General features: G+C 55.2%; 12 protein-coding genes and 1 tRNA gene. 2 read left to right on the top strand and 11 right to left on the bottom strand.

Annotation, left to right across the window (positions count from 1 at the left end; all coding sequences use genetic code 11):
• Window positions 1–10: 10 nt before the first annotated feature.
• From R6H26_RS01015 to acnB, 3 genes are all read right to left on the bottom strand, one after another.
• Window positions 11–1,957: a diguanylate cyclase domain-containing protein gene (locus tag R6H26_RS01015; protein WP_404787560.1), complete on the bottom strand. Its 1,947-nt coding sequence runs from the start codon at window positions 1,955–1,957 to the stop codon at window positions 11–13.
• Between the two features lie 239 nt (window positions 1,958–2,196).
• Window positions 2,197–3,411 (bottom strand): M20 family metallopeptidase, encoded by a 1,215-nt coding sequence (locus R6H26_RS01010; RefSeq protein WP_404787558.1) that lies wholly within the window; start codon window positions 3,409–3,411, stop codon window positions 2,197–2,199.
• Between the two features lie 263 nt (window positions 3,412–3,674).
• Window positions 3,675–6,266 (bottom strand): bifunctional aconitate hydratase 2/2-methylisocitrate dehydratase, encoded by a 2,592-nt coding sequence (acnB, locus tag R6H26_RS01005; protein ID WP_404787556.1) that lies wholly within the window; start codon window positions 6,264–6,266, stop codon window positions 3,675–3,677.
• 413 nt (window positions 6,267–6,679) lie between these two features.
• Between acnB and R6H26_RS01000 the strand changes: the two genes are divergently transcribed.
• Both R6H26_RS01000 and R6H26_RS00995 read left to right on the top strand, forming a co-directional pair.
• Window positions 6,680–7,018 (top strand): P-II family nitrogen regulator, encoded by a 339-nt coding sequence (locus tag R6H26_RS01000; RefSeq protein WP_404787554.1) that lies wholly within the window; start codon window positions 6,680–6,682, stop codon window positions 7,016–7,018.
• A gap of 60 nt (window positions 7,019–7,078) precedes the next feature.
• A complete protein-coding gene (locus R6H26_RS00995) occupies window positions 7,079–7,963 on the top strand; it encodes a shikimate dehydrogenase (RefSeq protein WP_404787552.1) in 885 nt (294 codons plus the stop codon).
• Window positions 7,964–7,981: 18 nt separating this feature from the next.
• Here the strand turns inward: R6H26_RS00995 and folE are convergent, their stop codons facing one another.
• From folE to R6H26_RS00955, 8 genes are all read right to left on the bottom strand, one after another.
• Entirely contained in the window at window positions 7,982–8,668 is a 687-nt protein-coding gene (folE, locus tag R6H26_RS00990) for a GTP cyclohydrolase I FolE (protein ID WP_404787550.1), read from the bottom strand.
• 89 nt (window positions 8,669–8,757) lie between these two features.
• Window positions 8,758–9,486: an SDR family oxidoreductase gene (locus tag R6H26_RS00985; RefSeq protein ID WP_404787548.1), complete on the bottom strand. Its 729-nt coding sequence runs from the start codon at window positions 9,484–9,486 to the stop codon at window positions 8,758–8,760.
• A 365-nt stretch (window positions 9,487–9,851) separates the two neighbouring features.
• The gene (locus tag R6H26_RS00980; protein WP_404787546.1) at window positions 9,852–10,835 is read right to left on the bottom strand and encodes an acetyl-CoA carboxylase carboxyltransferase subunit alpha; all 984 of its coding nucleotides are present in this window, start codon (window positions 10,833–10,835) and stop codon (window positions 9,852–9,854) included.
• 111 nt (window positions 10,836–10,946) lie between these two features.
• Window positions 10,947–11,981, bottom strand: a complete 1,035-nt coding sequence (locus R6H26_RS00975) for a long-chain acyl-[acyl-carrier-protein] reductase (protein WP_404787544.1) — start codon at window positions 11,979–11,981, stop codon at window positions 10,947–10,949.
• A 199-nt stretch (window positions 11,982–12,180) separates the two neighbouring features.
• Window positions 12,181–12,252: transfer RNA gene (locus R6H26_RS00970), tRNA-Lys, on the bottom strand.
• Window positions 12,253–12,356: 104 nt separating this feature from the next.
• Entirely contained in the window at window positions 12,357–13,781 is a 1,425-nt protein-coding gene (locus R6H26_RS00965) for an FAD-binding domain-containing protein (protein ID WP_404791165.1), read from the bottom strand.
• Window positions 13,782–13,967: 186 nt separating this feature from the next.
• Window positions 13,968–15,116, bottom strand: a complete 1,149-nt coding sequence (alr, locus tag R6H26_RS00960) for an alanine racemase (RefSeq protein ID WP_404787542.1) — start codon at window positions 15,114–15,116, stop codon at window positions 13,968–13,970.
• A gap of 119 nt (window positions 15,117–15,235) precedes the next feature.
• Window positions 15,236–15,478, bottom strand: a complete 243-nt coding sequence (locus R6H26_RS00955; protein ID WP_404787540.1) for a hypothetical protein — start codon at window positions 15,476–15,478, stop codon at window positions 15,236–15,238.
• Between the last annotated feature and the right edge of the window lie 62 nt (window positions 15,479–15,540).

Raw genomic sequence — 15,540 nt, 5'->3', positions numbered from 1 at the left:
GGTTGCGGCCCTAAGCGATGGCAATGCGATCGCGTCCCGCACTTTTGGCTTGGTAGAGCGCGCGATCCACCTGTGCCAGCAACTGCAACGGAACCATAGACTCCGTGGGGATCGTACTCGTGACCCCGCAACTGACCGTTACATAGGGTCCAACTCGAGATTGGCGATGGGGCATTTGCAAGCTCTTAATATACGCCTGAATGTAGCTGGCGACTTCGACGGCACCTTCTAGGGAAGTGTTGGGTAAGAGCATGGCAAATTCTTCACCGCCGTAGCGCGCGGCCAGATCGGGCGGGCGGCGAGCGGCAGAAGCGATCGCGTGGGCGATATTGCGAAGGCAATCATCTCCCACCTGATGGCCGTAGGCATCGTTGTACTGCTTGAAATAATCGACGTCGCAAAGAATGATAGAGAGCGGCCGTTGTTCGCGTTTTAGCCTGCGCCATTCCTGGGCCATGTGTTCGTCAAACTGGCGGCGGTTGGCAATTTGAGTGAGCCCATCGATGTAAGCGAGGCGCTGCAGTTCCTGGTTGGCTGCCTGGAGGGCTGCCTCAGCCGTGGCCCGATGCCGGACTTCTTGCTGGAGCGCCTGGGTGCGCTCGTTGACTTTTTGTTCCAGCGATCGCGAGTAATCTTCAAGCTGCTGCCGCGACTGCTGGATCTCCTGCCCCATTTGCCTAAAAGAGTCCGCGAGCGTCGATAATTCCCGAATTTTTGGCGTTTCGATCTGCCCCGTAAAGTCGCCCTGGGCAATTCTTTGACTCGCTTGACTGAGTTCCACCACGGGCTCGATCAACCAGCGACTCAACAAACTATTGAGGGCGATCGCTGCCGCCAATGTCCCCAAACACAGTAAAGCCGTCGTTTGGGTGCCTGCGTGAATTTGCGCCATCACGTCGGCTTCTGGCACCGCAATCACGATCAACCAATCCAGTCCACCCTTGACGGAAAATGGTAAAACTTTGACAAATTGCCCTCGGTCGTCAGTCGAAAAATAGTACTTTTGCGACTGTTGAATCGTCTTGAAGTCTTTGACCTCTTTAAATAAAGATCGAGCTGCGGCCCGAATTAACGGCGTTTTGCTATCCAGCGCGCGAACGCGTTGAGGAGATTGCCCCTTCAACCGTTGGAAAGGAGACTCCTGACTGGAACTGGCCACGAGCAACCCCGAGCGTTCGATCACAAACGTTTGGCCGGAAGCGCTGACCGGATTTTGGGCCAGAAATTTTTGGATTCCCGATAGCGAGAGATCGGCTCCGATAACCCCAACCCGTCGATCGGAGCGATCGTAAAGGGCCTGACTAGCTGCAACAGAAACCGTGCCTGGCGTGAAACCCGCATAGATGGGAGTCCAGACGGTCTGTCTCGCCGCGAGCGCCGCTCGATACCAAGGGCGCTCGCGCGGATCGAACTCGGGCTTTTCCACTTTGAGCAGCGCGGTGCGGATCCCTCGATCGTCCGTATCATAGTAAGTGACATAGGATTGGGTTGAGGGATTGGAGAGCGAAATTTGCAGGTCTCGATTCTCTCCAGGCCGCCAAACGCCAACACTGTCTCCACGTTCGGATGCCAAAGATATCCAGGATAGGTTGGGAAACAATTGCATTTGCTGCCACAGATACTGCTCTCTTTGGAGATCCGAACGCTCTAAGTCCAGTGTCAACGCACCGCGCCGCACTGCATCGCTGGCCATTTGATTGACCAAACGAGGGGATTCTAAATAGGTTGCTAATTTTTGCTCGATCCGCTTGCTGACGGCATCCATCAGTCGGTCGGTCAAATCTTCAATCGATTGCTGGCCGTTACGGTAGGACAAATAGCCCACCAAGCCCACAACTGCCATGACTTGCAAAATAAAGGGAATGGTCAGCATTCCCCGCAGCGAGACCTTTGGAGCAGACCGCAATCTCTCCCGAGCCGTTTCAGCATTCTGGTTGCCACGATCGTCGCGACGCACTGGCTTATCCCCTGCTTTGTTCGAGTTTGGACTGAAGGAGCAGAAGTTACCTAAAAGTTCGCATGACAAGCGCTAGCGATCGAAGGTATTAGCTTATTTTAATTTCTTGGTCGAAAAATTGGGCCCTAGGGTTCCCTAAGGCCGCTGACAATCCCCAGTCGCGCTCTAGAGCGAACATTTGACGGCTTTGACCCGATTCATTGGTTAGATGCCCGCAGGGAACGAGCGGGGCGGGGTGCTCAAACGCTGCAAAACTTCTCGACACAGCGGACAAACAGCTCCACCCCCATCCCTAAGGCGGTCTCGTCAAAATCGAACCGGGGATGGTGGTGGGGATAGGCGAGGCCCAAGGCTGCGTTGGCCGATCCCAAAAAGAAATAGCATCCTGGCACCTGCTGCAAAAAGTAGGACATGTCCTCACCGCCCATAGTTTGGCAGTCGGGCACGACGCCAGCAGGCGAATCGACCACGGTTTCGGCTACGGAACGCACGAGGGCGGCGATCGCCCCGTCGTTAATCACCGCTGGATAGAGTTTGCGGTAGTCCAGTTTGTAGGACGCGCCGTGGCTTTGGCAGATCCCTGCAATAATTTGCTCGACCCGTTGGGGAATCAACGCGGCCAACTCGGGGTTGAAGTAACGCACGGTGCCAGAAATCTCAGCCGTATCCGCAATCACGTTATGGGTGCGCCCCGCGTGGAAAGAGCCGACCGTCACCACCGCCGCATCCAAAGGGTTGACATTGCGGGCCACAATAGCCTGCAGCGCGGTAACAATTTGGGAGGCAACCACAATCGAATCGATGGTTTGTTGCGGAATTGCACCATGCCCGCCCTTGCCTTGAATTTCGCAGTCAAACAGCTCGACGGCAGCCATCATCGGTCCGCTGCACACGCCCACCGTACCCAAGGGCAAATTATTCCAGAGGTGCAAGCCAATAATGGCGTCTACCTTAGGATTTTGGAGCACTCCCTCCGCAATCATGGGTGCAGCGCCCCCCGGCCCTTCTTCAGCGGGCTGAAAAATAATCTTGACGGTGCCTTGAAAAGTATGGGGATGTTGAGACAAATAGTAGGCCGTCGCTAGGGCGATCGCCGTATGACCGTCGTGGCCGCAAGCGTGCATTTTACCATCGTGCTTCGAGCGGTAAGAGACCTCGTTCTCTTCCAAAATCGGCAGCGCGTCCATATCGGCGCGGATGGCGAGCACGGGACCGGGGGCTGCACCCCTGACAGTCGCGACGATCCCGGTTCCAGCCACTTCCGTCTCGCGATCGATTCCCCATTCCTCCAGCCGCTGACGGACAAACGCTGCCGTCAGGTGTTCGCGAAAACCCAGTTCTGGATACTGATGGAGCCGCCGTCGCCACGCGACTAGATCTGACTGAAGCGCCCGAATTTCAGGGCGAATGGACGCTCGAGCGACCGCGTCAGGGGAGAGCGGAGTTGAAACCATGTCTGTCTGTACCCTTCAGGCTATGCCTATCGGATGAAGTACTTTCCATCTTGACATACTCACCCACCCAACCTGTCGGTATGAGTGGAGATTCTCAAAGAACACAAGCGGTTGTAGAGTTCCTGAGACTCCGCTTCAGCCATTGGCCTTAGTTGACTCAGTACCTCGTCAGGCAGCACGGCGTATCGGCTGTCAGTCCAGCGGCAGGCAAGTCGATGCTTTCGGATCTTCATAAAGTCGAGCTTACAGAGGGTTAGGTTGATTTAACCCACGTTTGCCAGGAGCTTAGCCTCCTCATCCTTCGAAACCACGCGCCCCTCATCCACAAATCCAGCGATTTGGTCGAAGTTGAGGTAGCGGTACAGATCGCCTGCAAAGGGATCGATCTTTTTCTGGACGATCTCCATATATTCCTCAACCGTCGGCATCTTGCCCAACAGCGCGCACACTGCAGCCAGTTCCGCAGAACCCAGATATACTTGTGCGCCTTTGCCCATGCGGTTGTTAAAGTTACGGGTCGAGGTAGAAAACACCGTTACGCCGTCGTCTACGCGGGCTTGATTGCCCATGCAGAGACTGCATCCCGGCACTTCGGTGCGCGCGCCTGCGGCTTTAAAGATATCGTAGATGCCTTCCTCGCGGAGGTGTTGCTCGTCCATACGCGTGGGGGGCGCAATCCAAAGCCGCACCTTAACGGAAGTTTCCCCTTCAAGCACCTTAGCGGCGGCACGGTAATGTCCGATGTTGGTCATGCAAGAGCCGATAAACACCTCGTGGATGGGGTCGCCCGCACATTCAGATATGAGCTTGATGTTGTCGGGGTCGTTGGGGGCCGCAACCAGCGGTTCGGTAATGAGGTCGAGATCCACCTCGATGATTTCGGCGTATTCCGCATCGGGATCGGCCTTCATCAGTTGCGGGTCTGCCAGCCATTCCTCCATTTTGCGGACGCGGCGCAGAATGGTACGGGCATCGCCGTAACCCCGCGCCACCATGTTTTTGAGCAGCGCAACGTTGGAGCTGAGGTATTCGGCTACGGTTGCGGTGCTCAGGGCGATCGCGCATCCCGCCGCCGATCGTTCCGCTGTCGCATCCGTCAGCTCGAAGGCCTGCTCTAGCTTGAGGTCGGGCAACCCTTCCATCTCAATGATTTTGCCGGAGTAGATATTCTTTTTATTTTCTTTAGCGACCGTTAGAGTACCCTGCTGGATGGCCACGTAGGGAATCGCATTGACCACGTCCCGCAGAGTCACGCCCGGTTGCAGGCTGCCCTTAAACCGCACCAATACCGATTCCGGCATATCCAACGGCATCACGCCCAATGCGGCAGCGAAGGCCACCAGCCCAGACCCGGCGGGGAAGGAAATGCCTAGGGGGAAGCGGGTATGGGAATCGCCCCCGGTACCGACGGTATCGGGCAGCAACATCCGGTTGAGCCAGGAGTGAATAATGCCGTCCCCTGGGCGCAGAGACACGCCCCCGCGAGACGTCATAAAGTCCGGCAGTTCGTGGTGGGTTTTGAGGTCAACTGGCTTGGGGTAAGCGGCGGTGTGGCAGAAGCTCTGCATCACTAAATCGGCGCTGAATCCGAGGCAAGCCAATTCTTTGAGTTCGTCGCGGGTCATGGGGCCAGTGGTGTCTTGGGAGCCGACCGTGGTCATGATCGGTTCGCAGGAGGTGCCAGGGCGCACGCCCGGTAGCCCGCAGGCTTTGCCCACCATTTTTTGAGCTAAGGTAAAGCCTTTGCCCGTATCGACGGGGGCTTTCGGTCGCGCAAACAGGGGACTGGGAGGTAGACCCATGGCCATCCGAATTTTGTCGGTCAGGGTGCGGCCAATTAGGAGGGGAATTCGACCTCCGGCGCGGACTTCGTCCAGAATGGTGTCGGGTTTGAGGGCGAAGGTCGAAATCACCGCTCCCGCAGCGTTGGCGATTTCTCCTTTGTAGGGATAAATCGTGATGACGTCTCCGGTTTCCATCCCGGTCACATCGCACTCGATGGGCAGGGCACCGGAATCTTCGGCGGTGTTAAAGAAAATGGGCGCGATTTTGCTGCCCAACACGTAGCCGCCGCCGCGCTTATTGGGCACGAAGGGGATGTCGTCGCCCACATGCCACAGCACGGAGTTGATGGCGGATTTTCGGGAAGAACCTGTCCCCACCACGTCGCCCACGTAGGCTACCGGATATCCCTTTTTCTTGAGTTCGACAATGGTTTCTAGAGATCCGGGCTGCCGCGTTTCCAGCATGGCGAGGGCATGGAGCGGAATATCGGGGCGGGTGGTGGCATGGGTGGCAGGGGAGAGGTCGTCGGTGTTGGTTTCGCCGGGCACCTTGAAGACCGTGACCGTAATGGACTCGGGCAATGGAGGTTTATCGGTAAACCACTCGGCATCGGCCCAGGACTGGAGGACCTGTTGGGCGTAGGAGTTGCCGTTCTCTGCCAATTCTTGAACGTCGTGAAAGGCGTCGTACACCAACAGAATTTTTTTGAGGCTGTTGGCGGCGGTTTGGGCCAGGTCTGGCTCGGCATGGCGGAGCAGGTCGATGAGCGATCGCACGTTATAGCCGCCCATCATGGTCCCCAATAACACGATGGCTTCTCGGGGCGATACCAGGGGGCTAGCGGCAGTGCCGTTGGCGATCGCCGTCAGGAACCCAGCCTTCACGTAGGCCGCCTGGTCTACGCCCGGTGGAATGCGATCGCGCAGGAGGGTCAGCAAAAAGGCCTCCTCTCCCGCTGGCGGATGTTGCAGCAACTCGCAAAGCGCCGTAGCCTGTTGAGCATCCAAAGGAAGAGGCGGTATACCTGCTTCAGCTCGCTCTTGTGCCTGTTGACGATATAACTCCAGCATGTTCAAGCCTCTTCTCGCGCAAATCTCTAACCATTAACTTTAGGAGTCTCCTCCGCTTTCGCTGCGCCTGCACCGAGCGAAAAGATACAAAAATACATTTCCCTATGCTTAATTCTAGTGTTTTAAGCTGCGCTCATTACAGAAATAGGCGTCAGAGAACGCGCCCCTAGAATATTAGGCTAAAGCTTTACTCTAAGGGCTTTTTTGACCGCTAGACTGTACCTGATGCAACCAAATGGAGCGTGCAAACCATCGGGTTTAGAAAACGATGCCTGAGAGACTTTGCTTGGCAAAGCTAAAAACGGTATATTCTGCTACAAGTATCCCTTTGCTGGCGGTGATAGAAAGGGGGATGTTTGAAGTATGGTTACGGTTAAGAACTTAAAGTGTTGTTTTAGCCCTGGAGAAAGACATTGAAGAAGGTTGAAGCTATTATTCGTCCCTTTAAGCTCGACGAAGTGAAAATTGCGCTGGTCAATGCAGGTGTCGTTGGCATGACTGTTTCTGAAGTGCGCGGATTTGGACGTCAGAAAGGGCAAACGGAGCGCTACCGAGGCTCTGAGTATACGGTTGAGTTTTTACAGAAGCTCAAGATCGAGATCGTGGTCGAAGACGGTCAGGTGGACATGGTCGTCGATAAAATTGTGGGCGCGGCTCGCACGGGGGAAATTGGGGATGGCAAAATCTTCGTGACGCCCGTAGACAGAATTATTCGGATTCGTACCGGTGAGAAGGACTTTGAAGCGGTTTAAGGGACGATACCTCGATCGCGCTAGCCATTCTTTCAGGGCAATATCCAGAGACCGACTCCTATGACCCAAATTACGGGCCAAACCAAGTTGCTTGGCGTCATAGGATGTCCGATCGAGCATTCCCTTTCGCCAGCGATGCACAATGCCGCACTGGCCGATCTCGCTCTCAATCGAAGCCAGACTTTTCTTGAATACGTTTATTTGCCGTTGAGGGTGGAGCCGGAAAATCTCGAATCGGCATTAAACGGTATGGCGGCCCTAGGGTATCGAGGGTTTAACGTTACGATTCCCCACAAGCAGGCAATTATGCCTTACCTTCGGGAAGTTTCCGCTCTGGCTCGAGCCGTGGGCGCGGTCAACACCGCAATCCGTCGAGGTGGCGACTGGGTGGGAACCAATACCGATGTTCGAGGTTTTTTATCTCCTCTAGAAACGTTAAGTCGGGATTGGAGCAATTTAGAAGTCTGCGTTTTGGGGAGCGGCGGATCGGCTCGCGCGGTGATTGCAGCCTGTCACGAGCTCAATTGTGCGGCGATTCACGTTGTCGGTCGCGACCCAATGAAGTTGCAGCAGCTTCAGGACAGCTTACGCCAAACGGATGCGTCTATCTCCATTCAGATTCGCGATTGGTCGTCGATCGACACCCTCTTGCCTGATGTTGGATTGGCGGTGAATGCGACGCCCATGGGGATGCATCCCAAGCTAAACGAATCGCCGCTGGGGGAAACGGCGATCGCCCTTCTCCCCCCTACGGCGATCGTCTACGACCTTATCTACACGCCTAGACCCACCCAGCTTTTAGCCTTGGCGCAACGTCAAGGACTCCAAACCATAGACGGTCTAGAGATGCTAATTCAGCAGGGAGCTGCAGCGTTTGAGCTGTGGACTGGAGAATCGCCCTCAATCTCGGTCATGCGCGAAGCCGCTCTGAACGCTTTAGGATAAAAAACCAATGCGGTGGCTCTAGAAACTTTGCTGGTGGCGAATGAGGTTGAGGAACTCTTCCCGCGTTTTAGGATCGTCCCGGAATACGCCCAGCATGGAACTCGTGACCGTCCAGGAACCGGGCTTCTGCACCCCGCGCATCACCATGCACATGTGGCTGGCCTCGATCACGACGGCTACGCCCTGGGGTTCTAGCACTGTTTTGACGGCCTCCGCGATCTGCCGCGTCAGACGCTCCTGAACCTGAAGCCGTCGGGAGTACATTTCCACGATGCGAGCGAGCTTGCTCAGCCCGATTACTTTCTGGTTGGGGATGTAAGCAACGTGGGCTTTTCCTAAAAAGGGAAGCATGTGATGCTCGCACATGCTAAACAAATTGATGTCCCGCACCAATACGACTTCATCGTGACCCTCATTGAAGATCGCGCCATTGACCAGTTCATCTAAAGATTGGGCGTAACCGCTGGTTAAAAAGCGCATCGCCTCTGCAACCCGCTTGGGCGTTTTGAGCAGACCTTCTCGCTCGGGATCTTCGCCCACCCCTAGAAGCATCGTCTCAACCGACTCCATCATTTCTTCCTGAGTGACTTCTTTGCGAGGGACTCTCCCATCGCCTTTAGCGTTTGGACTGCGAGTCTCCCTGGCTGGATGCGCGATTGGGAAACCGTTAGAACTATCGGAGAGGTTGGTTGAAGAAATCGTCATAGGTCACGAGTAAGGTTACAGGTTTACAGAACAAAGGGAATGAGGAATTCTTCCAGCGAAATAGCCTCACGAGATTGAAGCGGGACGATTTAAAACGTTCCCGAATTTGGCATCAGCACCAGTTCGTCTAAGACGACGTGCTGAGGGAGCAGTGCCGCATGGACGATGGCGTCCGCTACGTCCTCCGGCGTCAGCATCAAAGACCGATCGAAATCGGCATTGACGGTAGGGGTGTCCCAAAGCGGGGTGTCGACCGCTCCGGGACAAAGGGCGACCACTCGAATGCCGTAAGACCGCTCTTCTTGAGCCAAGGTTTTGGTCATGCCCATCAAGCCGAATTTACTGGCACAATAGGCCCCCCAGCTCGGAAAAGTTTGTCGGCCCGCGATGGAAATCACGTTGATAATCGTGCCGGAACGTCGCGATCGCATCTGCGGCAGAACCGCTTGAATACACTGTAACGGACTCGTCAGGTTGAGATCGATGACCTGCTGCCAGTCCGCGAGAGAAGTCTCGAGCAGACCCCCGGTGTACCCCATCCCCGCATTGTTGACCAAGATGTCTGCGGAGCCGACGGTCTCTAGGACTTGCTCTAATTGACTCTTAACCCGATCGACTTGGGACAGATCGATGCTGAGGGCGATCGCCTCGGCCCCTAAGGCTCGCACTTCCTCAGCAGTAGCTTGGAGTGAGTCTGGGGAGCGACCGATCAAAATAGAAGATATACCAGCCTTTGCGAAGGCAAGAGCAGTAGCTTTACCAATGCCGCGACTGGCCCCTGTAATCAGGGCGCGCTGAGAAGAGGAGGGAGAAATCAAAGGATTTAGACGCGACGAAAGTACGGTTTGTCAAGAGCCGAGAAATTGCTGAGGTAACCCCGGACCGACTCAGAAGGGAATGATTTGAATTCTAAGACATACTTAACAAATGTTAAACTTCGCTCATTATATCATTGCTGTCCGAGCGCAGGCTTAATCTGTCAAAAGCTCGCAAAAGACGCGGAATCCAGTCCTTCCAGCCGTTCGAGTTGGCAGATTGCCAGCTCCACCCCAGGAAAATTTTTGACCAAAGATTGACAATTGGCTCTAATCTTTGGCGGTAAATTGAATCCATCTATAACAGCTCGCTCCAAATAAAATGCAGCCTTTTGTCAGGAGCGCAGGACCTCATGTCCCTACAGGCATTAAAGCTGAGCGCGCTCGATAAATACACCCATTTTGCGGAACTTATTGTAACGCTCTTCCTTGCGTTTTTCTGGAGATCGGGCCTGGAGTTGAGCCAGGGTTTCGATCAGCGATGTTTTAAGGATATCAGCAGCTTTCACGGGATGGGCGTGGGCGCCGCCCAAGGGTTCTGGCAAAATTTGGTCGATGAGTCCCAGCCCTAGGAGGTCTCTCGCGGTTATTTTGAGCGACTCGGCAGCCTGGGGGCCTTTTTGAGCATCGCGCCAGAGAATGGCGGCACAGGCTTCCGGGGGGGCGACGCTGTAAATCGAATGCTCGAACATCAGAATGCGATCGCCGACGCCAATGCCAAGGGCACCTCCCGATCCGCCTTCTCCAATAATGGTGCAGATAATGGGCACGTCTAGGCCGAACATATCCCGCAGGTTGCGGGCGATCGCCTCGCCCTGCCCGAACTCTTCGGCGTCCAGCCCCGCCCAAGCTGCTGGAGTATCGATAAAGGTTAAAATCGGCATCCCAAAGCGGTTGGCGTGGTTCATCAGCCGCATAGCTTTGCGGTATCCACAGGGTTTTGCCATCCCAAAATTGCGGGTGACATTGTCTTTCGTATCGTGTCCCTTCTGCTGGCCCAACATCAACACCGGCTGTCCGTCGATGCGACCGACGCCGCCGACCAAGGCCGGGTCGTCGCCACCCCGGCGATCGCCGTGCAGTTCCAGCCACTCGTCGCTAATCGCCTGAATGTAGTCCAGCGTACTGGGGCGGCGAGGATGCCGCGCGAGCTGAAGTTCTTGCATGGGCGTGAGGCTGCTAAAAATTTCCTGACGGAGCTGGGTCGCCCGCGCTTCCAGCAGCCTGAGGTTATCGGTCACGTCGACGCCATTCTCATCCGCCAATTGGCGGATCTGCTCGATGCGCGTTTCCAGCTCTACGAGCGGTTTTTCAAAATCCAGAAGCTGAAGTTTTCGATTAGAAGCTGCCATCCGTCAATACCTTCAACCCGCAAGGGGCGCGCATGCAAAATACATTGCCTAGAAAAGACTGTATCAAGAAATACCGCTCTGGCGGAACGAGTCTATCCAGCTATCTTCTCTTCAGGAGGCTGCAAGTGGGAGCAGTAATGGCCTAAACCCGTGTTTCACCGAGGCTCGACCGATCTGCTCCATTTTTTCTACTGTAATTTGATTTCGGCCCCAAGAAAAATTCAGGTGCCATTGCTCGAACTCCAGCAGCATTGCTTCCGCAAAGCAAGCAAACAACTGACGGGAAGGGGTGTCCATATTGACGATATTCATGATTTTCCAGTCAATATCGAGGGAATGCTCGACGATGCCACCGCTGAGGACGCGCACGCCAGGAGCCTGAATTTTAGTGGCCAAATTTTTAGGATAGCCGCCGTCGATCATGAGGCAGGAGGGTTTTAGGGTGGCTGGGTCAATCTCAACTCCCTTGGGCATGCTAGCAACCCACACCACGATATCGGCTAAGGGTAGCGCTTCTTCTAGGGCCATGATTTTGCCGCGCCCTAACTCTGCCTGAAGATCCTGGAGCCGGGTTTGGTTGCGAGCCACCAGCAGCAGTTCGTCGATGTCTGTGCGGGCATCGAGCCAGCGGCAAACTGCGCTGCCAATGTCTCCGGTCGCGCCGCAAACCGCTACTGTAGATTTTGCGAGGTCGAGACCTAACTGCTGAGATGCCTGCTCGATCTGGCGACAAATAATATAAGCCGTATGGGTATTACCCGTGGTAAACCGCCGGATATCGAGTTCGATGTCGCGGACGCGCGTAATGCGCTCTAAATTAAAGTTCTCAAAAATAATGGATGAAAATCCGCCCAACGCCGTGATGTCGATGCCGTGTTTTTGGGCGTGAGCCATTGCGTTGATAATTTTGCGCGTTGCCGATTTGACCCGTTGCGTGGCCAGCATTTCCGGCAAAAAACAAGATTCTACGTACTTTCCGTGGATGACCTGACCTGTGGCACTGGTGACGGTAATCGAATCCACAATTTGGGGCGGTGCCATACACCAAAAATCCAACCCTTGGTCGGCATACTCTGGATAGCCCAAATCCCGCGCCACAAGCTGAGCGTGTTCCAAACTGGTGAGATGGCCAATTAAACCAAACATAGAATTATTTGCACTGATGTCAGCTCTCTAACCCTTGTTGCGATTTGCGAGGGCCAAAAAGTTAAGGACTGTTAAAATAGTACACAAATTCTTCGCACATCACTGAGGGTTCAGCGATTTTCAGATAGAGCCAAACTCAGTTTAGCGACTCGCCGGACTGAACTTGGCAGCAATCCAGAATTGAGTGTGACTTTTGGAATGGGTGACCGGAGACTCGAACTCCGAACCAAAAGATTAAGAGTCTTCTGCTCTACCATTGAGCTAGTCACCCCAGTACTGCATCGACGCTCGGAAATTGCGTCTCTTTCCAGAACATTCGCCCTACATCCTAACACGGTACCTCCACCATTCCAAGGATTAAGCCGCTGGATTGCGTCACTTTTGTTGCTGAAAAAGCTGTTTGAAGAGCCGCTGCTGCACGCTGTGATCGACAATAGGCTGGGGGTAACCGCAGCGATCGCAGTCCTCGGCAGAAATTTTGCCGCTGACCAAGTTTTCCGTATCGATATGGCGCAGTTCGGGGAGCCACTCGCGGATGTACTCGCCCTCCGGGTCAAATTTTTGCGCCTGGGTGGTGGGATTGAAAATCCGCAAGGGCTTTGGGTCCATTCCGCTCGATGCGCTCCACTGCCACCCACCATTATTGGCGGACAGATCGCCATCGATGAGATTTTGCATGAAGTACTGTTCGCCGCGCTGCCAGTTGACGATCAAGTCTTTGGTCAAAAAGCTGGCGACGATCATGCGGCAGCGATTGTGCATCCACCCGATTTGGTTCATCTGACGCATGGCAGCATCCACAATGGGGTAGCCTGTCTGTCCGTTACACCACGCTTCAAACTGCTCGTCTGTTCCCTGCCAAGGAAAGGTTTTCCAGCGCGGTCGATAGGGACCGTCCGCCAGGGCGGGGAAGGCGTAAAGGGCGTGCTGATAGAATTCTCGCCAGGCGAGTTCCTGCCGCCAGGTTTGAATGCTAGCGCGGACTTCGTCGCTGCGGCTGCCTTCCAACACCACGGTGGTGGCGGACCAAACGGTGCGGATGCCGATGCTCCCGAATTTGAGCGGGGCGCTCAGGAAGGAGGTACCGGGCGTGGCGGGGAAGTTGCGGTTTTCCTGATATTCGGCGATCGCGTTGTGGCAGAAGTAGTCGAGCATGTCCTTGGCTGCCTGCTCTCCCGGATCGGCAATCAGGGGTGCTTCCCACACAAAGCCGAGTTCTGGTGCAGTCGGCAGGGGTAAAATGCCCGCTTCGATGGCGGTGGCGTGCTCTTCGGCAGTTAAACCTCGAGCATTTCTAAGGGCGGGGAATGGCTCTAGTTTGGTTTTGCTGCTCCAGTTGCGCCAGAAGGGGGTGTAGACCGTATAGGGTTCTCCCGCTCCAGTCAGGATCTCGTTGGGTGCGTGGAGGAGTTGGTCCCAGAAGGTGGAGACGGAGATGCCTTCTTGTTGGAGGGCTAGGGTCACGCGGCGATCGCGGTCTTTGGCATAGGGTTCGACGTCTTGATTCCAAAATACCGCCGATGCATTGAGGGCACGGGCCAGCTTCGGGATGGCTTCTTCCGGTTTGGCTTTGAGAATTAAGAGTTGGCTCCCAGCCGCTTCATAACATCGCTCTAGTGCTTGAAGGCACCCAATCATAAAGGTGACGCGTGCGGGCGCGACGTCGTTGCGGTTCAAAATATCGGGATCTAAGCAAAAGACTCCAACCACTCTAGGACTGCGAGCGCGGGCTGCCGATAGGCCCACATTATCCGAACTTCTAAGGTCGCGGCGGTGCCAAAATAAGATGAGATCAGCCATCAACGTTCCTGAGAGGGTTAAGCTTTTGTCAAAGATGGCATCGATCCCTTCGTTCATGCACGATAGCTTCATTTAAGTCTGAAGATCAAGGGAGATAAGGCTGAAGATCGAGGGAGAACCGATCGCTCGGTCGTTCGAGCTTCTAGCCCGATCGGCTCGCAAAACGGAAGGGTGCGATCGCAGGTGTTACATCGAACTTCGAACCCCAACGCGGGGCAATCGCTGCTGAAATCCGCATGCGATTTCGTAGGGAATCGTATCTAGAAGTCGGGACCACTCTTCGGACGGGATGTTGCTGCTGCCATCTTTCCCTAGGAGCGTAACGCTATCCCCAACGGCTGCATCGGGAATGGCGGTTACGTCAATCACAATCTGATCCATTGTAATAATTCCCAATTGCGGAACGCGCTGTCCCCGCACCAACACCTGCATCCGATTTGAAAGATTGCGCGGGACTCCATCGGCATAGCCAATGCTGATAACGGCAACGCGACAGGGGTTTGCGGTGACAAAGCGGTGTCCGTAGCTAATGCCCACCCCTGCGGGGAGGTCTCGAATGTGGGCGATCCGGGCGCGCACCTGCATGGCTGGCTTGAGGGCGATTGCCGCTTCAAACTGAGGCCCTGGATAAATGCCGTAGAGGGATAGTCCGACCCGCACTCGGTCGTAGTGCATTGCCGGACTGAATAAGGTTCCGGCGGAGTTAGCAAGGTGCAGCGTGGGAATTGGAATGCCTGCCGCGCGCGATCGCCCGATCGCTTCCTCAAAGCGGGCCTGCTGTTCTTTCATGAAGCGGGGATCCGGGTCGTCGGCGGTGGCCAGATGGGAATACAGGCTGGCGACGTGCAGGTGAGGGAGCGCCATGACCTGCTGCATAAAGTCTGCGCATTGCTCCCACGGATACCCGAGGCGCGACATACCGGTGTCGATTTTGAGATGGACGGGGAGCGGTGCTGAGAGTGCATCGGCAAAGCATTGGGCTTGGACGGGGTCGCAAAGGGTGGGTTCCAAGCGCCACTGGGCGATCGCCTCAATCTGAGCGCGGGACTGCACGGCCCCCATCACCAGGATGGACGCGCGAATCCCGGCCTGCCGCAGTTCGATGCCCTCTGGTACGGTGGCCACACCGAAGGACTTTACCTCTAATTGCTCTGCTAGGGCGGCAACCCTGACTGCACCGTGGCCGTAGGCATCGGCTTTGACGACTGCGAGGAGGTCAGTTCCAGGGGTGAGAACGGACTGAAGGGCGCAAATGTTGTGGGCGATCGCTTCTGTATCGATTTCAACCCAGGCGCGTTCCGCCGCGAGCGCATCAGAGGAGGGGAGGATAGGCATAGTGTAAATCGAACCGATCTAACTGGCGAGTCCTATTTTGCGCGGAGCAAGCCCATTGAGCAATAGTTACAACTCGGATCTACGCGCCAATCCCACCCGGACTGCTTCGTTCAGCGTGGTCAATCCTTGTCGAGCCAACTCAACCCCCTGTTCGAAATAAGTTTGGAAGCCGCGCTCCGCAAAGGCTTCTTTGTCAGGTAGGGTTTCTCGGCAAAGCTGAGGATGCGGTCCACCCAATGCTCTACAGAGGCTTGCCACGGCCAGATCTCCTGTAATTCCCGCTGCGCTTCTAAAAATTCGCGGAAACTCTGTTCCTGCATCTCTGGATTGGCTACCTTAAGCAAAAAGTTTTCTTGAGTCATCTTTAGTTTGGCTCCTGACGCTGATATCGAACGCAAAGCTCAATCGATTAAGGCTTTCAACC

Source organism: Altericista sp. CCNU0014 (genome assembly GCF_044923475.1).
In the GTDB taxonomy this organism is placed as follows: domain Bacteria; phylum Cyanobacteriota; class Cyanobacteriia; order Thermosynechococcales; family Thermosynechococcaceae; genus JAAURS01.
Note: the sequence above shows the minus strand (reverse complement) of the source record. Positions and strands in the feature narration are given on the sequence as shown.